Genomic DNA, 24,808 nt, shown 5'->3' on the forward strand with positions numbered 1-24,808 from the left:
GTCTGTAAGTCGTTTTTACACGTTTTGATATACGATCTTCCCATCAACCAGTGTCAGGGTCGGCCAGCCTTTGCATGCCCAACCAGCAAATGGTGTATTGATTCCTTTACTTGCGAATGTGCTTGGGTCGATTGTTTTTTCCGTTTCCAGATCAATTACAGTCAGGTCTGCTGGTGCGCCCACTTCCAGACGTCCGTATGGCAGTTTGAATGCTTCTGCTGGCTTCACGGTCAACAGCTCAACCAGCTTCTTCAAGGTCAGCTCTCCGTTTTGCACGAGATTTGTGTACAGGAGCGGGAATGCTGTCTCCAGTCCGACGATTCCGAATGGTGCTCGGTTCATCCCGTTTGCTTTTTCCTCTTGAGTGTGTGGTGCATGGTCTGTGGCGATCATATCAATGGTGCCGTCTTTCAATCCCGCAATCAGTGCAGCACGATCTTCACGAGAGCGCAGCGGCGGGTTCATTTTCCAATTCGTATCCAGATTGTCCGGGATATCCTCGTCGCACAGCAAGAGGTGATGCGGACTGACTTCACACGTTACATTTACGCCAGCGCGTTTCCCATCGCGTACCAGACGCACCGACTCTTTTGCGCTGATGTGGCATACGTGGTAGTGCACACCTGTCTGTTCTGCCAGCAAAATATCGCGACCAACGTGGATGGACTCTGACTCAGAAGGAATTCCAGGGAGTCCGTGTCGAGCTGCTACCACCCCGTCATGCAAGGCTGCTCCCGGGATCAACAGGTCTTCGTCCTCGCAGTGAGCGACGATTGCGATACCGAGCTCTGCTGCTTTTTGCATAGCCTTTTTCATCATCGCTGCTGATTGCACGCCCACACCGTCATCCGTCAGCGCAAAGATCCCCGCTTCTTTTAACCCAGCGAAATCCGTCAGCTCTTTTCCCAATTGGCGAACGGTAATCGCACCATACGGGATCACGCGCGCCATACCAGCCTCGCTCGCTTTGTCCAAAATGTAGGTCACGGTCTCGACACTGTCGATGGATGGTCGTGTGTTCGGCATGCATGCTACTGTTGTAAATCCGCCTTGTACCGCTGCTTTTGCCCCTGTTTCGATCGTTTCTTTATGTTCGAAGCCTGGCTCACGCAGATGTACGTGCACATCGATGAGACCGGCGCTAATCATACCGCTGTGGCAATCGATCCATTCATGTCCCTCGCGATCGAGCGTTTCCCCCATCGCTGTGATTCTTCCCTTTTCCACCAATATTTCCATCGGGGTGAGTTCCCCCGCCTGATTTAGTACGTTGCCGTTGCCAAGGATGATTCCCATGTCATTTCGCTCCCTTTCAAAAGAGTTTCTAGAACTGCCATTCTTGCTGCGACTCCGTTGGTCACTTGGGTTTGAATCAAGGACGTTTCGCATTCTACCAAATCGGTATGAATCTCAACCCCGCGATTGACGGGTGCCGGATGCATGATAACTGCGCCGGACTTCATCATTTTGGCTCTTTCCAGAGTGAGCCCATGTGCCTTGTGGTACTCTTCTTTCGATAGATAGAGGGATTCCGCATGGCGCTCTAGCTGAACGCGCAGCATCATGACCACATCTGCGGTTTGAACCGCTTCTTCCATTTCCACGATTTTGACACCTTGCGGGATATGCGCCGGCATCATCGTAGCAGGACCCGAGAGAAGCAGATTCACGCCGAGCTTCGGCAGCGCATGCAGGTGAGAACCGAGCACGCGGCTGTGGCGCAGGTCTCCCATGATCGCTACCGTGAGACCAGATAGCTTGCCAAACTGTCTTTTCATGGTCAAAAGATCGAGCAGGCATTGGGTCGGGTGCTCATTCGTTCCATCTCCCGCGTTGATCAGCTTCAGGTCTACGCTTTCTGCTAACTCTTGCAGCAGGCCTTCTTTCTTGGTGCGGATAACGGCTGCTTCCACGCCCATTGCTTCCAAGGTGCGGATCGTGTCATAGACCGTCTCGCCTTTTACGGTGGAGGAGGTTTCCGGAATGAAGTTCAAAACATGTGCGCCCAGTCGCTTTTGTGCTACTTCAAAAGAGAAGCGGGTTCTGGTACTGGCCTCGAAGAACAGATTCGCGACAAACCGTCCGCGCAGGATATCCGCTTGCTCAGTTGGTCTAGCAGCCCAATACTCTGCTCGCTCGAGGAGCTGGATGATCTGTTCTTTCGATAAGTCTTTGAGGCCAATCAGGTGCGCTACATTTTTCATCATGAATCCCTCCGGTTCATTTTGGTCAACAGAAAAGCTTTTTTCATAAGAAAAGCTTCTTGGCATCGCTTTGCATCTGGAGGCAAGCGAGACAAGAAGCTGGTTGGGTGCCTTTTTCGGGCAGCCTTAACAGCGTTCTATGCCTTGCCAGCCTCTCTGGACTGGATTTAAAGGATTGGGAACGTTTAGGCTATTTGTTTTTGTTCTTCCTGGTGCGCTTCGCCCATCGCGGACTCTTTTCCTGGAAGGATCAGGTGCAGAATAATTCCCAGGAAGGTAGAGAGTGCGATATTATCGATGGTCAGATCGTTCAGGAAAGCGATACCTGTACCTGCAAAACTGATTTTGTATCCGCCGATTCCCGTGACGAGGATGACCGCTGCGAGAATCATGTTGCGTTTGTCTGCAAAATTCACTTTGTGCTCGACGTACATCCGCAAGCCTTGTGCCGCGATGATACCGAACAGGATGATGGAGACACCACCAAGTACCGGCGTTGGAATCGTCATTAAAATGGCGCTAATCTTACCAGCGAAGGCGAACATGATTGCCAGTACAGCAGCCAGACCGATGACCACTCGGCTGTATACCTTAGTCATTGCAAGGACACCAATATTTTCTCCATACGTCGTTGCTGGCGGACCTCCCATGATGGCTGCGAGTGAGGTTGCCACCCCGTCTCCGAGCAAACTGCGGTGCAGACCCGGATTTTTCATCAGATCGCGATCCATGACCTTGCTCGTTACCAGCAAGTGTCCCAAATGCTCTGCCAGCGTGACGAAAGCGACTGGCGCGATGACGAGTGCTGCGATCCATGCAGAGCCGTCACCGATCGCACTCATGACTTCGGTAAATTTGAAGTGCTCCGTAAACATTTTTTGTGGCGTGATGAACCAGTCTGCTTCTACTACTTTTTGAAAGTTAATCAGATCAGGGTGACGCAGCAGCGTGTATGCATAACCAGAAACCATTCCGATCAAGATGGGGATAAGACCAAGGAAACCGCGTAGCATGACCGCTGCTAGAACTGTTATGACCACGGTAACGAGCGAGATTTCAATCGAAGTCAGTGACATTTGCGATTGACCGTCTACAGTGACTTTCGTTGCCATGTCTACTGCTACGCCAGCCAAGCTCAGACCGATCACAACGATGACGGATGCGATGACAACTGGTGGCAGTACCCGATCGAGCCATTTGACTCCTGCCTTCTTCACAATTCCGGCGACGATGATGTACACAATCCCGGAGAGGAAGCAGCCCAAGAGTGCCGTCCCTACACCATGCGATTGACTCACGACGATAATCGGACCGATGAAGGCGAAGGAAGAACCGAGATAGTTCGGAAGCTTTCCTTTGGTGATCCACAGAAACAGAAGTGTCCCGATCCCGCTCGCCAAGAGAGCCGTTGCAACATCCAGACCCGTCAAGATCGGTACGAGTACAGTCGAGCCAAACATCGCGAACAAGTGTTGAATACTGAGTGGCAGCAATCGCGAAATATGTGGTGTTTCGTCTACATCGATGTAATTTTTTTGGCTCATGCCTGTATGCCCCCTGTTTTGTTTCTTTCATTCAAAAAGCTTTTTTTATACAAAAAACCTCTTTGTGCGGACACAAAGAGGCTAGCTTCACCATGCTCATGGGAAGTTTCTTGCCTCTTGCCGACCTCACGGGATCGTTTTTAAAGAGGAGTTCTTTTATTTTTACAGTAGCTGTCGGATGGACACAATGTCCATAACGTCCACTTCTGCCAATTGTACATCGACAATTTCCGTTCGAGCAGTTGGGAGGTTTTTTCCGACGAAATCAGGGCGGATGGGTAGCTCGCGATGACCGCGATCAACCAGAACAGCCAGTTGAATCATCCGAGGGCGACCGTTGTCAATCAGTGCATCCAATGCGGCACGCACTGTTCTTCCCGTGTAGAGAACATCATCCACCAGAATCACAGTCTTGCCCGTGATTTGATCTGGGAGCTTGGAGCCTTGCAAAATGGCATCTTCGGACTTGTGTTGCAGATCGTCACGATAGAACGTAATGTCCAGCTCACCGACTGGGACTTTCACATTTTCAATCATTTCGATTCTTTCCACAAGACGCTGTGCGAGGTAGATCCCTCTGGTCTTGATGCCCACGATAATGAGATCTTCGACGCCTTTGTTTCGCTCGATAATTTCATGTGCGATTCGAGTGAGCGCGCGGCGGATTGCGGCTTCATCCATAATGACGCTTTTGTTGATCATCTCAATATCCCCCTTCTCGACGGGAACAGTGGACCTTACGAAAAAAGGCTCCTTGTCAGGAGACAAGAAGCCCTCGGACAAACTGACCGGACTGTAAGAGTCCCGCCTGCTTGTCATTCCGTGCCCTTGCCAGCCTCACTGGACTGGATTAAAAGGTTCCATTCGTCATGTAGAATTATGCCACGATTCTGGACGGGTGTCAATGCAGCCCGGAAAAGTCTAACTATTCCCAATAGACGCTGACCCACGGTGGCAAATAGTTCGCATAATAACCAATGTCCCCTGTAATGTCTTTGATCAGCTCGACTTGTTTGTCTGCATCCTCACCTATTCCTTGGATAAACAGGGAGCCATGCTCCGCTCGATCCAAACGCAAGAAAAGGAGCTGTTTCCCATCTGGAGATGGCGCAGGATAGTAGTCGGCTGTATTCGCTGACCCTTTTGTCACCTGCTGCTCTGCTCCATCTGCGGATCGCCGCCAGATGCCTTGTTCCGGTACCATGACCTTCTTTGGATCGTATGAATACGCTGTAGCCAAGCCTCTGGTGAAAAGCAGTGTGTATGGAGCTTTTGGAATCCATACTGGATAAGTGTCTACCACCACTGGACCAGGGCTAACTGTTTTGACCTTTCCTGCTCGATCCGCCAGCTTCAACTGCTTGTTAGTCGTAGCGATCCGGTCAGTGCCATCGACAAAAGCGAGCTGGTCGCTATTTGGTGTCCAAGCAAGCCAATCAGGATAAGCCAATCCTGTACCGAGTTCTATTGGCTTTTTGGCAGGCTGTGTCAAATCAAACCATTGAATAGGTACGCCATCAGCAGACAAGGACCCGGAGTTATACCTGACAAAGTAGGCAACAGCCTTCCCATCCGGGGATACTTTTAGGCCTGTCGCCGCCCATGGGTAGATACCTTCCTCCACTTTTGGCGGTTCTGCAATCGGGTAGGCAGCCAACGGTTTACCTGCAAGCGTGCGCAAGGCCAGCGTCATCGGCTTATTTTTTTCAGCGGGTAGCGCGACAAGCATGTTTTCCCCATCCGGCATCCAGGCAAAATCTGCGAAGTCAGCCTTCGTTGAACTTTGCAAGGCTACTTCTCCTTGATCATGAATTTCTTTTACAATCAGCAAAGGGCTTGGCGCTTCATTGCTGCCGATATTCACGGTGTATGCTAGCTTGTTCGCTTTTTGGGACCACTTTGGCATTTCAAAGACTGCTCGTTCGTCTACCTGCACTGTTTTGCTGCCATCCGCTCTGACGATCCACACGTAGCCTGGTGTCGAGTAATTGTCGTTGCCTTTGTATTTCACGAACAGGAGCCACTTGCCATCTGGCGACCAGCCTACGATCTGTGCATAGCCGTCCTTGGTGATTTGCTTTATTTTTCCTGTTGCATCCCGTCCATCTACCAAAAACAAATGCTGGTTGCTCGTAAATGCAATTTTTGCCGGAACGCTTATTTCCTTGTTCACACGCTCTGGCTGTTGGTTTTGGGCCGCCACCTTTGCTTCACCGTTTGCCGTGACAAGTACAACCAAAAGGACAAAAAGACTGATCAGCTTCCCCCATTTTCCGATCACAAGCATTCACTCCTTACACGCTCTATTGAATGATGAAAAAAACGCCAGAAGAAAGTAATAAGCTCTCTACTAGCGTTTTCCAATCCAACTGCCATTATGTAAGTGTCATAGGAAGACTGGCTGCAACAACAAAAAACGATTGCCATACAGATCCTCGAAAATAACCTCAATGCCATACATCACTTCGTTTGGTTCACTCACAAACTTCACACCGCGTTGGCGCAGTGTTTCGTATGTGGACACAAAATCATCCGTCTCCCAAACCCACATTGGATTTTTGCCGACCTGACGAAGCATTTCCTGCGCAACTTCTTCCCGATGCCAATGGGTAGGGTCATGCAATACGATCTCTATCTCCTGCCCAGGAAGACCGACGGTGAGCCAACGAGAACCATCATCCATCCGAGAATCCATGCGTTTTTCGAAACCGAGTTTTTCCGTGTAAAACCGCAATGCCTCTTCACAATCGTGAACGTACAGCGTCACATGCGCTAATCTTTTTAGCACGGCTATTCCTCCTGTTCGCTTACGCTTGTCTAAGAACCTCGATGGCGTCAAGCATTTCCTTCGGCATTGGCGCTTCAAATTCGAGCTGCTCTCCTGTACGGGGATGGATAAAGCCCAGTGTTTTCGCATGCAGAGCTTGTCCATCGAGCTCCAATGTATTTTTCGGACCGTATTTCGGATCGCCCGCCAGTGGATAGCCAATATACTTCATGTGTACGCGAATTTGATGGGTACGTCCTGTTTCGAGTTTCAATTCCACCAACGTGTACTCTTTGAAGCGCTCCAGCACGATAAAATGCGTCACAGCCGGCTTGCTGTTTTCAAAAACAACCGCCATTTGCTGGCGATTTTTCGGATCGCGCCCGATTGGTGCTTCAATCGTTCCCATTTCATGCGGGATGACACCATGAACAATCGCGACATACTTCCGATTGACCGTATGTGCTTTTAATTGTTCAGCCAAACCCATGTGTGCCTTGTCGTTTTTGGCTACCATCAACAGGCCGGATGTATCCTTGTCAATGCGATGGACAATTCCTGGACGCAAAACACCATTGATTCCGGACAAATCCTTGCAATGTGCCAAAAGCCCATTGACGAGTGTCCCACTGTAATGACCAGGAGCAGGATGCACGACGAGGCCACGTGGTTTAGTCACGACCACGACATCGCTATCCTCGTATACAATATCCAAGGACATTTCCTCTGGCTGGATTGCCATTTCCTTTGGCGGCGGAACACGGAGGGTTACTTCGTCCTCTGCCTGCAGCTTGTAGTTGTTTTTGATCGGTTCACCATTGACAGTGACACGGCCTTCCTTCACCCAAGCCTGCACCTGTGATCGGGACCAATCTTCATTTTGCAGCGTGATAAACTTATCGATGCGCTCGCTCGTATCCGCTGGCTCTACCGTCCAATCGTAACGTTCAAACAATTGCGTGTCATTCATGTAATTTTCTCCACCTATCCGAGCTTTCCCACTATTATTCTCATAACTATCTGTTTTTCTTCCCATCCAGAAAAACATCGAGAAGCAAAATCCCCACACCAATCGTGATGGCCATATCAGCCACGTTAAAGATTGGGAAGTTAATCAACGTAAAATCGAGAAAATCTACAACTTGACCAGTCATCGCACGATCAATGAAATTCCCAACGGCTCCACCCAAGACCAATGACAGCGCCAACGATGCACGAGGTTGGTTTTTTCTCAAGCGAATCAAGGAAATGACAATCCCAATCACAACGACAACGGTAATGACAATAAAAAACCAACGTCGATTTTGCAGGATGCCAAACGCCGCTCCCATGTTTCGATGGGAAGTGAGATGAAAAACGTCCGCGATCAAAGGAATGGATTCTCCCAGTTCCATATACTTCACGACTAAATACTTTGTAAACTGATCAAGCGCAATAATTACTGCCGCAATGAGATAGTACAACAATGGAATGTCCTCCTTATTCTGCTTCGACCAGCAACTGAACAAACACAATATCAAATGATCATTTTACCAGAGACCGTCTACGTGAACAAGCGCTTTCCTTTTTTGTACAGTCGATAGCCTTTACGTACAACTTCCAGCATCCACAATGGAATTTTCCATCCACGATCCTTGATAAATGGCAGGTACACCTTGTAATACGCCTTGCGTAAATCACGCCATTTTGTGTCTGTATCATTGACATAGTAATCCGATACGTCAATCAGATAACCTCGTCCCTGATCCATTAGTACGTTTTTTCCATGGACATCATGCGGAAACAAACCCTTCCTGCGCGCCTCTTCGAGTGCTTCCTCCACGTCTTCAATCACCTGGGGAGGAATCGGAATACCAAAGCGAACACAGTCAAACAGGGGTATGCCGTTCATCCGCGAAATGACCAAGTATCCTTCCCCATAATCATAACAGATAGGGAAAGAACGAGTCTCCCCAAGCTTGCGATAGACTTCGATTTCCTGTTCGGCTCCTGGTCTTCCAGGTGCGTACAGCTTAATCACTACCTTTGGATAGTCCGGGTGGGCAAATACGGCAGCATAATTGCCGGTACCGACCAACTCCCACGGGTACGGCGTGTGGTGTACGACGACTGGATCATCCGGCGACAGACTCTCCACTTGAACTTCCTGTAAAAAAGCTTGCAATATATCCTGATCGATCCGCATCGTTTCTCATCATCTCTCATCAGTTACCGACTTCGAACTACGTTAAAACAAAATTAATGAAGGTCCATCTACTACGATCATTCAGACACTTCCTATTTAAGGGGCAAAAAATCCTTTACACTGGTGAGGCCAGGAAGTCCTGTCCGATTCCAATGAAAGGATTGCATATGGACAAGAATACCTCATTTTTTCGATTTGGTAAATGGGTAGTAGATGTCCAGCAATAGCATCTGTTTTTTTATGTAGTGTATAACGATTTTGTACGTTGCTGTCGTGGTGGGGAGGAAACAGGAGAAAACACTCAGATTCTAGGGCCACCCCCTGCGGGATTGACTGCACGACTCCATGCAAAAAGCGAAACCGCGTCCAAAGTGGTCCTATCAAGATGTGTTTCAGAGGTGGACGCTTAAGAGCGTGTTTTGCTTTTTGCATTGCGTCTCGGTCGGTGTCCCTAAGATCTTCGCTTATTTCTCCTGTTTCCTCTACGAGCTTTCCGTGTGAGCCGATTTTTAAATGCCTGAAAAGATTGAAGAACCTCATTGTCACGCCAGAGAAGAATATTTCCAGACGTAGCGACTTGTGGAGTCCTACCGAGCGGAGAAGGGATGAGCGGGCAAAAGAAACGCAACGTGCCCACGCGACGAAGCGGCTACCACTTTTGCGTTTCCCCGCGAATCCCTTCGGAGCGGACAGTCTCAGCCCCCAGCAGGACGGAGCCTGGAGCCTAGACTGGAAATAATCTTCTCTTCCCCGCAGCCACATAACAGAAGCCTTACGTTGTCGTCAAAAAAAGAAGAACCTAGCACATCCATGCAGGCTCTCCCCTTCAGCATTTACACATTAATCTCCAAAAACCATTCGCGAATTGCATCTTGCAACTTCTGCAAAGCCGTCGCATTCGTTGCTTCACAATAGATGCGTACCAACGGTTCTGTGCCAGACGGACGGATCAAGACCCAATGTCCTTCCTCGAGCAACAGCTTGACCCCATCCACTCGTTGAATCTCCATAACCTGATAAGGACCAATTAGTGCAGGTGGCTTGGCGATCATTTGCTGTATCCATTGATCTTTTTCCGGCAATTTCATATCAATTCGCGTATGGAACAGCTCTCCGAACTGCTCGTATACGTCTCGCAGGATTTGATCAATTCCTTTGTTTTCGTATGCGCACATCTCAGCGAGCAACAAATTGATGAGTACGCCGTCTTTCTCCGGGATGTGACCGAGAATACTGGCCCCGCCACTTTCTTCTCCACCAATGAGCACGTCACCTTTGCGCATTTCCTCACCTACATACTTGAAGCCAACTGGCGTCTCTACCAGTTCAAGACCATAATGCTTAGCCATCCGATCCAATAGATGCGTAGTCGCTACTGTCCTGACAATCCGTCCGCTCAAGCCACGATTTTTTCGCAAATGATAGGTCAGCAGGACGAGTGCTTCATTTGGCGTGATGTACTGTCCGAAGCGATCGACGACTCCGAAACGATCCGCATCGCCGTCATTGGCAAGACCAAGAGAAGCTTGGCGTTCTACTACTTCTTTTTTTAGCAAATGCAAATGCTTATCGTTTGGCTCAGGCAAATCTCCTCCAAAAGCCGCATCCGGGACTTCTCGGATTCCGACGTTTTTCACCCCCGCCTCAGACAAAAAACCGCTCACGTAGCCCATACCTGCACCATGCATGGCATCGACAACAACGGACAAGGAAGAGTTTTTCAAAACATCCATATTTACCATCCGTCTAAGATGCGCCTCGTAATGAGGACGCAGCACAATGACTTGCAGCAGCTTACGGGCCTTTGCTTCCGCGAGGGAAATCGTACGCACCGATTTCGCTTGGCAGGTTTCACTGATCCACTCTTCCAATCTTTGCGTGATCACAGGCGTTGCAGGTCCGGCGTACTCCGGAATGTATTTGATGCCGTTATATTCGGGTGGATTGTGACTGGCCGTGATCATGATCGCGCCACTCGCTGCAAAATGCTTCACTCCAAAGGCTACGGCAGGCGTCGGCGCTGCTTCATTCACCAAATAGGTACGAATGTCATTCGCAGTCAGGACAACTGCAACCTCCTCCGCGAAGCGTCTCCCCAAGAACCGTGTGTCGTGCCCGACCAGAACAGGCTGCTCCTGTTGTCCGATTTCTTTGGTATAGCTAGCGATAGCTTGTGCGACAATGCGGACATTCTCGACAGTAAAGCCATCTGCAATTATGTCGCGCCAACCGTCCGTACCGAAACGGATCGTTGTCATCCCCTCATCTCTCCCCTCGTTACCGCAACTCATTCACCTTCTCCAAATAACGCAAAACAGTGGCAACATAAGTAGCATGCGACCACGTCAGCGGTGCAACAGATACGGGAGCACCTGTATACGGATCGAGCTGTTCGGATAGCACGCCGCTTTGTAGAGCATGGCGTACGACCCAAGCCAATCTGTTCTTTGGCTCTTGGAGTTCATCGAGAGATTTCGCCTTGGCAATTTCCCAATCAGCGACCCATAAGGTGCAAATAATCCATGGATTGCCTGGTACCTTCGCCGTATCATGTGATTTTTTGAAATAGTAATCCCCTTGGTAGCGGGCAATTCCACCAATCACCGTGTCTACCCGCAAACTCTTTTTGACAGCTTCCATCGTCCGCTCAACTCTCGGATCGTCTACGGAAAACACATCAAGCGCAAACAAGGCGAACAAGCTGCTCTCCACCGTGAAATCTTTTTCGACACTCCCATCTCCTCTTACATATATCCCACGCAAAAAACGCCCGATTTCAGAGTCGTAGAGATGTTTTTCCATTGCCCCACGAATGCGCTCTGCCCCTTCTGTGTAGCGTTTGTAGCGCCGATCATCCCCGAACAGCTGGGCAAAACGAGCCGCAGCCATTAAGCCTGCGAAAACAGTAGCACTGGTAAACGTAAAAATTCCCCGTCGCTCTTCCCATAAGTCGTAGCTTTGTTTTGGGAGCTGCAGCTCTGGATGGACATACTCCAGCAAAAAGCGGGCCGCCGGACGAACCAGCGTGGGGTAGAGCGCTTGGCAGTCTTCAATTTGCTTGCCGCTCTTGTATTGCTCCCAGAGCGCATACAGCACGAGTGCCGTCTCATCCTCCTGAATCGGGAGCTGAATTTTTCCGTCAACTATATACGGATGCCAACTAGAGCCGACAGACCCATCTGGATTGTACTTGTGCAGCAAATATCCGTCCTTATTCAATGCGTCCGCGCAAAATCGGAAAAATGGTGCGACCACTCCCGTATAACCCGCTTTCGCCATCGCACTCGCAATTAACGCTCCGTCTCTGGGCCACATGTAGCTGTAATGGTCGCGATTGAATTGGAGAATATCCGAGTCATTCGCAGCGAGAATCGCTCCGTTCTGATCAATTTGCGTGCGCACGAGTAGCAAGCTGGTCTTGTACAGATTGACAACCTCTGAAGGAAGATCAGCAAAGTCCCGCTCTTCCTTATTGACCCAACGTTGCCAATACACCGCGACCCGACTGAGCAAATGTTCCGGATCGCTTTCGAGTACATACTGGTTCAATACTTTAACATCCTCATACGATTCACCAATGCACATCCAGTAAAAGAGCACCTTTTCTTCTTGCGGTTGCAGTATGAGGGAAAAAGAAATCGTACTATCTACGGAGCCTTGTGCAATTGGATTGCCGGACAAAAGACCATCCTCAGCGTCCCTCCAGGTCCCCTCCGCATAGTTGAACCGCTTGATCCCGACACTATATTGATCGATCCCACCCGTATCCGTTTTTCCATTCGCCATGATGTACACATTGCGCTTGTAATGGTAAATGGTGCGCAGGATAGGATCAAAAACTGCGGTATCCCCTACCTCCGTCTCATTCAAGCTGAAATCGTGATTGAAAAACAGCCTGACCTCTCGCACTTCGCTCGTCAAATTCTGAACGCACACCTTTTTCAAATAAATCGGGTCACGCTGATGCACCCCATCTGCAATTTGCAGGGCGATGCCCAGATGTTCATGATGCGCATGAACATCTGTCACCAAAGACTCCTGTCCGTATCCGAGCTTCCGCGTCCAGCCGTCTTCATCCAGCCAGGAAAAGTGACCTTGCACCCAAATACCCAGCTTGCTAAAGTGTCCCCCGACATGATTCAGTTGGCCGACATACGGAAAATAGAGATCTCGCATGTGCAGCTTGTCATCAAAATTAATCAGCAGTTTTCCGTTCCCGACGACGAGCGGTCTCGGCATGCCTTCACGTCCTTTTCGTTATAGGCTGTCGATCTCTCTCTTTTCGTGAAACTGATATTCGGCAATTCGCCTCGCGTAGGAAGAAGCAAGCGTAGCCGCGGTCTCTGCCGTCGCTCCTTGCGAAATCACTTTTACGTGCGAATCCTCTGAATCGGGTAAAATCAGCACCCAGCCGTTCGAATCGTATACTTTGATTCCATCGACGAGCTCCAGCAGCTTGCCTTTGTTTTCTTCCATCACTTTGCGCATGACCTTCCCTTTTGCTGTCCATGGGCAAAAGACAGTCTTTTTCTCCATATGGCACGCTGGCAACAGCTCCAGCAGAATGCTGAGCGGTTTTTCTTCGGAAGCGAGGTACGAAAGAATTCTCATGAGACTGTACACGGCGTCAAACATCGGATGAAAGCGCTGTTCACTCGATACCTCCATCATGGAGCGCGGAGAGACCTTGGTGCGTACAACCTCCATTTGCAACAGCTGGGCCATATGCTCCAATTCGATCGGTGCACTCACAGGAAGCCCGATGCGCCGATGTTGACCACTGCAAGCCAGCAGTTGCAGAGCCGTGATCTGCTCGTTCGAGAGCTTCTCTCCATGCTCGGTAAACAAGGTAAATTGTTCGCCATTTTTATCGAGACGAACGCCTAAATCCGCTCCCTTTTTCCGAATACCTTCTTGTATGGAGCTGTAATGTGCAGTGACTCCCAGTGCATGCAAGAGTGGCGCAAGAAAAGTCGGGAAAAATCGCTGTTCACAATCGATCAGCAGGTGGAAGCGCTGACGCTGGATGGACGATACATTCAACTGTTGGACCAAAGCATGAAGATAAGCTTCTTGTACTTGATGCTCGACTTGCAATGCTCCCAATCGATGCAGGTTGCGAACATACGTCTCTTGCCAGTAAGCATTCTCAATTTTGCGTTCCATATCACGAGAAATCGGCAACCCAGCATGATCGATGAATTGGATGACAATCTCTTTATCATCGACTGGCTCTGCCATATAAACATGAATGCCACCCTTGCAAGCCAGGGAGCGCACGCCGTATCGGATCAAGGGTGAATTGCCAATCCCGAGATCGACCGTATCAATTCCGGAAGAGCACAAGCTCGTCATGATGCTATGCTTCAATAGCTGAGCAAATGGGTGTGAGCATGCCGAGAGCGCAATTTTATCCCCCGCTTGTAGTAAGTACGCGTAAGCAGCAGCAAGTCTAGTGACGAATTCGGGCGTGATGTCGATATTGCCAATGCCCTTGATTCCATGCGTCCCAAACAAATTTTTGGTTTGCTTGGCGCCGTAGATGAGCGAGGTTGTGACAGTCGCATTTTCACCGACTTCCTTGTCCGGCCAAATTTTGATGCCTGCCTTTACCACCGACTTCGCCCCAATGAAGCACTGGTCTCCAATGACCGCCCCTTCCCCGAGTTGTACGCAATCGCTAATTCGGGTGTTGCGGCAGAGCGTCGTTCCTGTGATCTCTGTTTTTTTCCCAATGACATTATTTTCCCAAACGATCGTCCTGGACAGCTTCGTACCGGAAGAAATCACCGTATTTTTCCCCAGAATGGAATAAGCACCAACGGCAACTCCAGCCTGCAAGTGTACATTTTCACCGATATAGACAGGACCCTCCAAACGGACCGATGAATCGATGCGAACATCATTTTCCAAGAAAATGCGCGGTGCGATTTCCTGTGCTTTTATTTCGAGATGCACGCATCCATCCAGCAAATCAAACTGGGCTTGCTGATAAACCTCCAAAGAGCCAATATCAGACCAATAACCGCTTGCTTCATATCCGTACAGAGGCTTTGCTGCTTGTAAAAAAGATGGGAAAATTTCCTTACTGAAATCCACTTCCCGCTCTTCTTCTATATAAGACAAGACCTCTGGCTCGCAGACGTATATCCCGGTATTCACCGTATCGCTAAAAACCTCCGCCCAGCTCGGCTTTTCTAAAAAGCGGGTAATGCGTCCGCCCTCATCTGTCATGACAACTCCGAATTCCAGCGGTGTTTCTACACGAGTCAAAATCAACGTAGCCAGAGCGTTATTTTGCTCATGGAAACGTATCGCTGCCGACAAATCGATGTCTGTCAACGTATCTCCACTGATCACGATAAAGCGCTCATCGAGAAAATCGGCGCAGTTTTTCACGCTGCCTGCCGTGCCCAAAGGAATCGTTTCTTCAAAATAGACGAGCGAAACACCGTAGCGAGATCCATCACCAAACGTATCGCGGATGACATCAGGCAGATACTGGAGTGTCACTGCTATCTCTGTAATCCCATGCTTTTTCAATAGATCAATCGTGTACTCCATGCAAGGCCGGTTTAAGAGTGGCACCATTGGTTTTGGCGTGTGGCATGTTAACGGACGTAGTCGTGTACCTTTTCCCCCAGCCATGATTACTGCCTTCATCTTCTTTTCTTCCTCCTTCATCGTTGCAATCTATGTTGTCATGCCGCTTTCCGCGGATACGCCAAGTGAACGGTATAGATCAATGGTTTGAGTAGCGAGAATGGTCCAGTTATAAAACTGTTTCACATCTTGCATGGCCGTCTGGGCTAGTTGATGCCGCTGATCGGGGTCGCGCAGTAGCCAGCGGAGTTGATTCGTCAAGGATTCAGGGTCGCCTGTGAACATCATAGCGCCGTTTTCGCCATGGCGAACGATCTCTCGAAGCCCTCCCGTATCCGCAACAAGAACTGGCGTACCTAGCGCCATCGCTTCCAGTGCAACAATTCCAAAAGGTTCATACAAGCTCGGGAATACCGCCACATCAGCCAAGGCGAACAACTCATTTCGCCTAACATCTTCTACGAAGCCCAAGAAGCGGACTTGCTCAAAAAGTCCCTTTTGATGAACCAACTGCTTCCACTCGTCTTGCATCGGCCCTCTGCCAGCTATAAGCAACTTCGCATGCGGAAATTCATCGCGCAGCCTTGCCATGGCTTCCAACAATAGGTGAACACCTTTTTCCTGGACCAAGCGCCCTACAAAAAAGAGGACAGGTCCATCGCCTATCGCCAACTCCTGCCGAAGCTGTTCACGATTGACATCCGGTAGAGGAATGAGATCGACACCGTTGTGAATGACACGTAATTGGGATGAAGGTGTTCCGAACAAGCGCATGACTTCCGACTCCATATACTTGCTGCAAACGATCATCGAGTCAGAGCTTTGTGTTAGTGTACGTTCACACTCATGAATCCTTTGCTGCAACGGTGTATGAATGCCTTGATGCCGTCCATGCTCCAAAGCGTGAATCGTGCTGACGAGCGGAAGAGAGTACCTCTGTTTCAGTTCGATCGCTGCCCAGCTGACAAGCCAATCATGAGCATGGATGACATCTGGTCGCACTCCGAGTGACCATAGCTTGAAGGTAGCATCGACCATCGCCAAATTCAGTTGAAACACCCATGCCAGAAAGTCAGCTTGTTCAGAAGGAAGGTACGTAGGCAAACGGTGTACATGAACTCCTTCCATCGTCTCATCTATGGAGCATGAATCTGCCGAACCTGTCAGCACATGCACCACGATTCCTTGCTGGACAAGATGTCTGGCGAGATCGTAGACAGCCCGACCAAGCCCCCCTACCACATGAGGGGGAAATTCCCATGCAAGCATCAAAACTGTTTTTGTCGAAGACTGATCTTGCGTAGCCGCTACCAATTGACGCGATACGTTCACTCTATGCATTTGTTTAGGCAAATAGAACGTGATATCCAAGTCAGGAAAGATCGGAAAGTCAGCTTCTGCTTGCGTAATTGCCTCTTCATCCAGTTGATGCTCTCGATACATCGCCAAGAGAGCCCGCATGCGAACTAAATGATCATGAACGCGTTGCACCGCATACGGGGTGACCGTTTGACCGTCTAAAATAAACGCCCAATCACTGCTTTGGGCTAACATCAATTCGCGTGCTGCCTGCTTGAGGCACCGTAAGGCAAGCGGATCTCCTTTCTTTTCAGAAAAGGTAGTAATCGCTCCGATCAGTTCCCGCTCTGCTTGATGCAAGTGCCTGTATATCCAGCCATTATTCTCGTTCAGCCAGACTTCTCCGTAGCCATTTCTCCCCCACGTAGACATAGGCAAGTGACCGCGATCCTGCTCTGGATACTCCTCCAAATATTCAGATGGTGTCATTAATTTCACGTCTTTTGAATCACAAACCGTTTTTCGTATGAGGTCATCCAAAAACTGTGGACCCTCGAACCACCAATGACCAAACAATTCCGCATCATAAGTGGCGACGACCAACGGCTTGCGATCCATCCAGTGACTGGCTTCCTCCACTTGACGCTCTCGGTGATACAGGAAGTGTCCCGCATGAGACGCTGCTTTTTCCCGCGCCCAGCTTGGCTCATACCAGTCTTTATCCCTTGCTTTTCCGGTGATCCGATAGTATTTCAAACCGGTATGCACGCGAATGCCGTCAGGATGGATGTACGGCTCGATGTAGCTCATCTCCCTGTCAAATCCGATATCCCGGTAGTATTCACGATAATCATAGTCCCCTGGATAACCATCGATTGAGCTCCATACCTGGCGGGAAGCCACTTCATCACGGGCAAAGGCTGCCACTTCATGCGGCGTGAACAAGGGAGCCAACACCCCTCTGCGAGGTAAAGGCGTCGCATGCTCTATCGTGTGACTGTCTACAAAGAAATACCGAAGCCCTGCCTCTTTCAGCAAACGATCCAATCCAGGTGTATACCCACACTCTGGCAGCCAAATTCCCTTCGGACGTCTTCCCAAAATCCGCTCATGTGTATCGATGCCCACCTGGAGCTGAGCCCGAATCGCCTCTTCTGTTTCCACAAAGGGCAAGAAGGAGTGCGTGGCTGCGCAAGTGATGAGTTCGAGGCATCCGCTATCCTCGATATGCCTAAAGGCCTTGATTAGTTGAAAATCCCACTTGCGGCAATAGGCAATGATGCTTCGAAAGCGCTCCACGTACATTTTGGCGATACGGTGTTCTTCGGGTTGACCTGCGGTGCGTTTGACTTCCTTCCCAGCCAATTCAACAGTCTTCGTTAGATGTGTGCGAAAGCGTGTCACGATCAGATCATCTTCTAGCATGGAAAGTAATGTCGGAGAAATAGCAAGGGTCATGCGAAAAGCGATGCCGTCTGAGAGGAGCCTGTCGAAAACCATGAGCAAGGGAAGATAGCATTCCAGCATGGCTTCATACACCCAGCGCTCTTCCAGGCGATCTTCCCGATCCCCGTGTCGGACATAAGGCAGATGGGCATGCAACACGAGGGAGAGATAACCTTTGTGCACAAATGACACCTCACTTATTTTGATGTTTTGGTATACAACGAGTAGGAGGAAAAGTTCTCAAACCAGGAAGGTGTAGCTGAATCGTGGACGGGCTCAACGAACGATTCTCCCCAGCTAGCTTTTGAGTTACGCGGGGTAATTGCCGTTTCCGAGCGTAAAATCGGACAAAACCGATTGTGTTCATATAAACCAAAATCAACAATGTATGTACGCCCTGGCTCTACATCATTCACGTACCAGGAATGAGCCTCTTCATGTACGAGCACATCTCGGACGGAATGCGCATTTTTTCCATCAAATAAGCGTTCCGTGACATCATACAGACGCAAGCCCTTCTGGATGTGACGATAATCGGCTTGCAGGTAGGATGCGACCATTCTCATGCGGGGCCAAGTGATTTCCCAATAGACGAATAGCACAGTCGGTCCTTGTACCATGACTTTGACAATGTCCCGACCATAAAACGCAGGCAATTGCCATTCCAATTCCGTTCTAGCGGGAGGTGGTGTCACTGGCTTCGCACGGTCTTTTTGCAGGCGATACTTAACTTGACCGATCGTTAAGCCGCACTCTTTGGCAATTTGTGCAATGGACATGGATCGTGAACGCAGTTCGAGAATTTTTTCCAGCATCTTCTAGCACTCCCCTCCGCCAACTTCACCTATCTGTGCTTTCCCAATGTCAATCATAGCCAATGCTGCTAACAAAGACTGTCGAATGCTGGATGCACATCCTTTCTTCTTTTGTCGATCAACAATCATGTTTTCGTCATAGGCAAACAAAAGTCGCTCTCCTTCCATTCTTACAAAGCTACTTCTCTAGACATTCTTTTCTTTTTACCAAATAGGAAGAAAGAGCTATATTCCGTCATCTTTTGTTTTATTTGTAAGGATTTTCATATTGGATACCGATACTATAAAATATTCAATTTCACTACCAAAATGAATGAAAAAGGAGTCAACGAAAGAATGAATCGATCATGGATTAGCATGGTAACAGCAGGATCAATTGCAATTTCAACGGTAGCGGCAGGCTTGCCACTAGCAGCTCAAGCCAAAAGCACGCCGCCAAGCCCATCCCAAGAGCGCAATGATTCGCAGATTGGTCATACACCCGTTCAAGAAAACATGTCGAAGAGTCAGTTACGCCAAGCAGCGAAACAGGAGAAGTACAGCATCTCGCACCTGAATACATTGGACAATTCAGAGCTTGTTGAATTGTTGAAGGAAATCAGTTGGACGCAAATCCCTGAGCTGTTTACTTACAACGACGACACCCAGGAATTTTATGCGGATCGAGATCGGGTTCAAGCCATCATCGATGCATTGGAAGAGAGTGGCAAGAACTTCACCAAGGATGACGAGCAAGGCATACATACATTTGTAGAGGTATTGCGTTCGGGGTATTACTTGGGGTATTACAACGACGGCTTAAAGTATTTGATGGAGCCAAAGTATAAGCAAAAGATTATTCCAGCCCTTCAAGCAATTACGTCCAATCAAAATTTTACCTTAGGTACAAAGACTCAAAATGAAATCATCAGTTCTACGGGAAAATTAATTAGCAACGCGACTGTTGATTCTGAGACAATCGGACTTCTGTCAAAAGTAATGGCGGACTTTAACGACAATCGGGATAAATGGTCAGATGATCGCGAAGCAAGCGAAGCTTTTTACAGCGTCCTTCAAGGTGTTGGCTATGTTTTGATTTGGGGAGTAGATGATTCAGAAAGAGATGAACTGAAAGGCAGCATTGACGCATTTCTCGACCCCATTTTCGACATGGCGGAAAATGGTGACACTTCCACTGATCACGTATGGCTGACGAACAATGCCTTGTATTACACAGGGAAATTAGGTAGCTACTACAGTGATCCAGACAAAGCCAATGACATATTGACGAAAGCGATGAGAACTTATAAAAAGTGGAGCGAGCCTTACTTCACGGCCGCGCAACAAATCGAGGAAGCATATGGCGAGGATGCCAATGGAAAAAAAATTGACCTCGAGGAAATGAAAAAAGAAGGGAAAAAGCATTATCTTCCGCAGCAATTTACTTTTGATGACGGAGCGATTGTGTTCAAAACAGGAGATAAACTAACCGAAGAACAGGTTGAACGCTTGTACTGGGCATCCAAGGAAGTGAAGGCACAATTTCATCGTGTCATCGGCAATGACAAGGAGCTCGAGAGCGGTAATCCGGATGATGTACTGACCATTGTCATCTACAATACGCCTGATGAATATAAAATGAATCGCTTCTTATACGGATACGACACAGATAATGGTGGTATCTACATTGAGGGTACCGGTACTTTCTTCACCTACGATCGGACAAAAGAACAAAGCATCTACAGTCTGGAAGAGCTGTTCCGTCATGAATTCGTCCACTATTTGCAAGGTAGATATGAAGTGCCGGGCATGTGGGGAAAAGGAGAAATTTATGAAAACAGCCGCTTGCCTTGGTATGAAGAAGGCGGAGCTGAGTTTTTCGCAGGTGCTACCCGAACGGAAGGAATCAAGCCTCGCCAATCCGTTGTAGGCAATATCCGAAATTCAGCGCCTTATCTCGATTACACTGCGGCAGATATGATGCGTGCCAAATACGGAACCATGGCATTCTACGACTACTCATTCGCGCTTCAGTACCATATGTTCAAGAATGATTTTGCTCGTCTGGATAAAATCAATGATACGATCCGTTCCAATGATGTATCTGCTTATGATGACTTAATCGAAGAATTCAGCCGTGATCGCGCTCTTGAACGTGGCTATCAAGAAACGTTAGAAGAATTGATCGACCAGTATGAAGAGTTGGATGTTCCTCTCGTTTCAGATGATTACTTACAAAAAGTGGACGTGACGAACAAAGACGAGGTTTATCGTCAAATCGCAAAGGTTGCCTCTCTGACCGATGTAAAAACAGATGAAAAAGACTCTGGAGAATTCCGTAGCTTCACGTTGCGTGGGGTTTATACGGGTGGAGCTTCCCAAGGAGAATTTCAGGATTGGCAAGAAATGAACCGCCTCTCAGATGGATTCCTCAAGGAGTTATCGGGTCTTTCCTGGAATGGCTATGACACGGTTACGAGCTACTTCACTAATTATCGTACGACAAAAGATGGACGCTTTGCCTATGATGTCGTGTTCCACGGGAAGCTGGCTCATGAAGATGGCACCGAGACAGAGAACCCAACGCCTAACCCTGACGAAACGTCTATTTCATTGGGTAAGCAGATTACAGGTATCGTCAATCTTCAAAAACCGAGCCAGGAGTTCCGTCTCGATGTGAAATCAGCCCAACAGCTTCAAGTAGAGATGGAAACAAAGCATGGGGATGGAGTTGCGTGGCTAGTATTCCACGAGTCTGATAAGCAGAACTACATCGCCTATCCCAACAAGCGCGAAGGCAATAAGCTGATCGGATCATTCGATGCGAAACCAGGGACTTACTATGTGACTGCTTATACGTATGGTACAGGGCAAAAGGACCAACCGTTTACCTTAGTGGTTACGGGTGAAGATAGCCCACAAGAGCAACTCTATCAAGAAAGCGAGAGCAATGATTCTATCGAGCAAGCAAATGGTCCATTGCCGATAGGTACGACTGTTTCAGGCGACATGAAAGGAAACGACTGGCAAGATATTTTTGCCTTCCAAGTAGATAAACCAGAAGAAATACGTATTTCTCTGAACCCCGAGCAGGGACAAGGTGTGACTTGGATGCTATTCCATGAAGGAAATCCAGATCAGCCTGTATCGTACCCGCAAGAGGTGGAAGGAAATCTGCAAAGTGCCCATTATCAAGTAAAGCCAGGCCGCTACTACTTGTATGTGTACAAATATCAAAATGAAGATGTTGTGTATACGGTAGAGACCAAGCAGCGCTAATCCGAAGAACAAAAACACCCCCAAACGAGCTACAAGAATCGTTTGGGGGTGTTCGTTTCTGTCCTATTTTTTACAGTTATCGACGCTTTGTAATTCGCCCCGAGCCCCCTACCTTCGTTCGTGGGGGCGATTTACTTTTCGGCGGAGAAAAGCTCGAGCGCTTGGATGAGACAGAATCACTCGACTTCGACGAACTGCTGGAAGAACGAATAATTTTACCTGAACTACCGCTAGACGACGACTCTCCCTGCTTCTTGAAAAGGCTGCCGTCAGAACCTACCGTACCATCCGTGTTCTTCGCATTACCCCGTTTGAAAATACTTCCCGTACCCTCTTTAGTAATCGGCGGCGCTACTTTTTTGTCCTCGGTTGTAGGCACGCGATACGTTCCGGAAGGCTTGTATATATCCTTGCTATTGTAGCCACGATAACTGCCCTTTGTACTTTTCTTAAGCCCATCGAACAAATCATCCAGTACGCTGGCTACAATGTATCCCTGCAAAAATGAAGAATCGTAGTTTTGCCGGACGTACTCTTTGCTGTCGACCTCGATCAACGTATCCGTCGGCTTGGCAGCGTCTTGCTGCAAATGGTATACCTCATCCGGATAAAAGAGGAACATATGCTGCGGATCTTCTTTGGAGATTTCATCTGGCGTATTCTGCTCCGCCAGCTCCAAGGCCACTTCCGGTACAGTCTTGTCTTCCGCACGATAGATGCGTGACGACTGTCCATTGTCTTTGGTAGAGACAGATTCAAGCGGATATGTCTCGCCAACCGCAGGACTGCCACAACCCGCTAGCGTAAGGAGGAACAAGGCCGGAATCAGCAGGAGCTTGATTGATTTCATCCATGGATTTGGCATGTACTTGTCCCTCCTCTCTATGCTCCGCGCAGTACCTGCACGTCCGCTGGCAGAACACTTTCTCCCTCGTAGAGCATGAAACGGCCATCCTGCCACTCGATTCGCAGCAACTGGCGTTGATCCGATTGGAATTGCCAGATGTACTGCTCCCCTGACGTATGAAAAGGAGCTTTCCCCGCAACCTGAACGGAGCCATTATATTGCTCCTCCAAATGGTAGGTGACATCGTCCATCTCGATTGTGGTCGGCACTTCGTCTATGGAATCCAGTCGTCCATCAATCACGCTATACAGCTGATAGACAATCTTTTCCCGTTCCTCGATGTACAGGTAGCGAATGGTCGTTCCATCCTGTAACGTAAGCATCGTAGCTTTGCGACTCGCATTGCTCGCCTTCCCTATTACTTGATAGGTAACGAGCGATACATCGACTACATCCCCCGGTCCCACCGTCAGGATGCTCTTCTCCGGTGCAGGAGGCTCATGCTTGGCAAAAATATTTTGGATTCGCTTCATCAAACTCATGCTGTACTCCCTTCCCTTTCACATCTTACAAACATGCAGCTATAATCAGTGCACCCACGAGATGGAATGAACCAGCCATCATGGCATATGCCACTTTTCCTTCCTGCGTCCCTTTTTCCAGGTCCAGTCCGGCCACTTGCTTTAACAGCCATTCCACGATTCTCTCCAAAAGGAACAGAATGATAAATGAGAGCACAGAAACGAGTAGTGCTGTCCACAATAAATTGGAGGTAATAATGGATTGCGATAAGATATATCCTTGCGCAAACAGCTTCATGACAAAACGCGTCGTGACCGCGATGTTTCCATTTTTGATTTCCGTGATGTCCTTGTATTTCGTAAACAACGAATCGATCCACATCAAAACAAAAAGTAAAATGCCACCGGCTCCTGTCCAAACCAGCATCCCTAGTATTTCTGTCCACGTCAAAGCGAATCACTCCACTTTCGTCAAGGTGTTTAAGGTCTGAAAAAAAGGGAAACCGCCTGAAGCGGTTTACCCCTCATATTTTTTCATCAGAGCAGCCAGTTCGTCCTCAACGGCCTGATCCTTATTCAGCTTCGCAATTTCATCATCTAAAGAGCTCTGTTTTTTGTAAATCTCGCCGCTGGCTTCTGCTTCTGCTTCCATTTGCAGTGCTTTTTCTTCCATGCGTTTCAAGCCAGACATAGCCGAGTTCGTGTCGAAGCCACCCATCGCCTGGTTGATCGTCTTTTGCGCTTTGGCTGCATTGACACGGGCAACTAATGTTTCGCGCCTGTTTTTCAGCTCGGTAATCTGTTTTTTCATTTCAGTCAGCTTCTCGCGCAATCCGTCAGCTGCCAGCTTGTTTTTCTCGTAGCTATCCTTGTATTCGTTCATTTTTTGCTCGGCGGCTTTCTTTTCCTCCAGAGCTCGTCGAGCCAGATCAATGTTCTGCGCTTGTGCTGCGATGTGAGCTTGTTCTTCACGCTTTTTCACCAAGGCTTCCTGTTCTTCATACAGCACCTTGAATTTCTTTTCCAAAGCAATTTGGGCGGCAACCGCTTTCTCTGCTTCGTTCAAGTCTTCTTGCATATCACGCAAATACTGGTCTGTCATTTTAATTGGATCTTCTGCTTTCTCAATCAAAGCGTACAAATTGGACATGGTCAAATCACGGAGTCTTTTAAAAATGGACATGGATTTATTCCTCCTTGAGTACGTACCAGGTTGTTCGGCCTATGTTGCCGTCCCCGTTATACATGTATTTACGATAATTACGCAAGTAAGTTTCAACAATTTATTTTTTTATTGTTTTTCGTAGTGCGCGGCGATT

At 48.6% G+C, this 24,808-nt stretch carries 20 protein-coding genes; 1 reads left to right on the plus strand and 19 read right to left on the minus strand.

What is annotated here, in order from left to right:
* Positions 1-15: 15 nt before the first annotated feature.
* The 15 genes from HPY27_RS03370 to HPY27_RS03440 all read right to left on the minus strand — a co-directional run bounded on the left by HPY27_RS03370 (position 16) and on the right by HPY27_RS03440 (position 19,013).
* Entirely contained in the window at positions 16-1,296 is a 1,281-nt protein-coding gene (locus HPY27_RS03370; RefSeq protein WP_017249509.1) for a dihydroorotase, read from the minus strand.
* Complete coding sequence (locus tag HPY27_RS03375) at positions 1,263-2,204, minus strand: aspartate carbamoyltransferase catalytic subunit (RefSeq protein ID WP_017249510.1); 942 nt, start codon at positions 2,202-2,204, stop codon at positions 1,263-1,265. Before HPY27_RS03375 ends, HPY27_RS03370 begins: the two co-directional genes overlap by 34 nt.
* 185 nt (positions 2,205-2,389) lie before the next feature.
* A complete protein-coding gene (locus tag HPY27_RS03380) occupies positions 2,390-3,748 on the minus strand; it encodes a solute carrier family 23 protein (RefSeq protein ID WP_174224346.1) in 1,359 nt (452 codons plus the stop codon).
* Between the two features lie 162 nt (positions 3,749-3,910).
* A complete protein-coding gene (gene pyrR / locus HPY27_RS03385) occupies positions 3,911-4,450 on the minus strand; it encodes a bifunctional pyr operon transcriptional regulator/uracil phosphoribosyltransferase PyrR (RefSeq protein ID WP_007728461.1) in 540 nt (179 codons plus the stop codon).
* A gap of 223 nt (positions 4,451-4,673) precedes the next feature.
* Positions 4,674-6,035 carry a TolB-like translocation protein gene (locus HPY27_RS03390; RefSeq protein WP_174224347.1) on the minus strand — a complete coding sequence of 454 codons (1,362 nt, stop codon included), beginning with the start codon at positions 6,033-6,035 and terminating at the stop codon, positions 4,674-4,676.
* A 99-nt stretch (positions 6,036-6,134) separates the two neighbouring features.
* Positions 6,135-6,536, minus strand: a complete 402-nt coding sequence (locus tag HPY27_RS03395; protein WP_174224348.1) for a VOC family protein — start codon at positions 6,534-6,536, stop codon at positions 6,135-6,137.
* 19 nt (positions 6,537-6,555) lie between these two features.
* On the minus strand, positions 6,556-7,485 hold the full coding sequence (locus HPY27_RS03400; RefSeq protein ID WP_017249514.1) for an RluA family pseudouridine synthase: 930 nt from the start codon (positions 7,483-7,485) through the stop codon (positions 6,556-6,558).
* Between the two features lie 46 nt (positions 7,486-7,531).
* Complete coding sequence (gene lspA / locus HPY27_RS03405; RefSeq protein WP_017249515.1) at positions 7,532-7,981, minus strand: signal peptidase II; 450 nt, start codon at positions 7,979-7,981, stop codon at positions 7,532-7,534.
* A gap of 77 nt (positions 7,982-8,058) precedes the next feature.
* On the minus strand, positions 8,059-8,700 hold the full coding sequence (locus HPY27_RS03410; RefSeq protein WP_017249516.1) for a serine/threonine-protein kinase: 642 nt from the start codon (positions 8,698-8,700) through the stop codon (positions 8,059-8,061).
* 833 nt (positions 8,701-9,533) lie between these two features.
* The gene (locus HPY27_RS03415; RefSeq protein WP_174224349.1) at positions 9,534-10,958 is read right to left on the minus strand and encodes a phosphoglucomutase/phosphomannomutase family protein; all 1,425 of its coding nucleotides are present in this window, start codon (positions 10,956-10,958) and stop codon (positions 9,534-9,536) included.
* Positions 10,959-10,977: 19 nt separating this feature from the next.
* On the minus strand, positions 10,978-12,939 hold the full coding sequence (locus HPY27_RS03420) for a glycoside hydrolase family 15 protein (protein WP_174224350.1): 1,962 nt from the start codon (positions 12,937-12,939) through the stop codon (positions 10,978-10,980).
* An 18-nt stretch (positions 12,940-12,957) separates the two neighbouring features.
* Positions 12,958-15,363: a sugar phosphate nucleotidyltransferase gene (locus HPY27_RS03425; protein ID WP_174224351.1), complete on the minus strand. Its 2,406-nt coding sequence runs from the start codon at positions 15,361-15,363 to the stop codon at positions 12,958-12,960.
* A gap of 30 nt (positions 15,364-15,393) precedes the next feature.
* Positions 15,394-18,231 (minus strand): 1,4-alpha-glucan branching protein domain-containing protein, encoded by a 2,838-nt coding sequence (locus tag HPY27_RS03430; protein ID WP_174224352.1) that lies wholly within the window; start codon positions 18,229-18,231, stop codon positions 15,394-15,396.
* Positions 18,232-18,245: 14 nt separating this feature from the next.
* Positions 18,246-18,863 (minus strand): DUF4912 domain-containing protein, encoded by a 618-nt coding sequence (locus HPY27_RS03435; protein WP_017249522.1) that lies wholly within the window; start codon positions 18,861-18,863, stop codon positions 18,246-18,248.
* Between the two features lie 3 nt (positions 18,864-18,866).
* A complete protein-coding gene (locus tag HPY27_RS03440; protein WP_017249523.1) occupies positions 18,867-19,013 on the minus strand; it encodes a hypothetical protein in 147 nt (48 codons plus the stop codon).
* Between the two features lie 186 nt (positions 19,014-19,199).
* Between HPY27_RS03440 and HPY27_RS03445 the strand changes: the two genes are divergently transcribed.
* Entirely contained in the window at positions 19,200-22,121 is a 2,922-nt protein-coding gene (locus HPY27_RS03445) for a collagenase (RefSeq protein ID WP_174224353.1), read from the plus strand.
* 76 nt (positions 22,122-22,197) lie between these two features.
* On the opposite strand, the gene HPY27_RS03450 is transcribed toward HPY27_RS03445, so the two are convergent.
* The 4 genes from HPY27_RS03450 to HPY27_RS03465 form a co-directional block, all read right to left on the minus strand.
* Positions 22,198-22,986, minus strand: coding sequence for a DUF4247 domain-containing protein (locus tag HPY27_RS03450; RefSeq protein WP_174224354.1), 789 nt, complete (start codon positions 22,984-22,986; stop codon positions 22,198-22,200).
* Positions 22,987-23,003: 17 nt separating this feature from the next.
* Positions 23,004-23,510: a DUF4178 domain-containing protein gene (locus tag HPY27_RS03455; protein ID WP_017249525.1), complete on the minus strand. Its 507-nt coding sequence runs from the start codon at positions 23,508-23,510 to the stop codon at positions 23,004-23,006.
* A 25-nt stretch (positions 23,511-23,535) separates the two neighbouring features.
* Entirely contained in the window at positions 23,536-23,940 is a 405-nt protein-coding gene (locus HPY27_RS03460) for a DUF350 domain-containing protein (protein ID WP_017249526.1), read from the minus strand.
* Between the two features lie 66 nt (positions 23,941-24,006).
* A complete protein-coding gene (locus HPY27_RS03465) occupies positions 24,007-24,672 on the minus strand; it encodes a PspA/IM30 family protein (RefSeq protein ID WP_017249527.1) in 666 nt (221 codons plus the stop codon).
* Between the last annotated feature and the right edge of the window lie 136 nt (positions 24,673-24,808).

This window comes from Brevibacillus sp. HB1.1 (genome assembly GCF_013332445.1).
Lineage (GTDB): Bacteria > Bacillota > Bacilli > Brevibacillales > Brevibacillaceae > Brevibacillus > Brevibacillus porteri.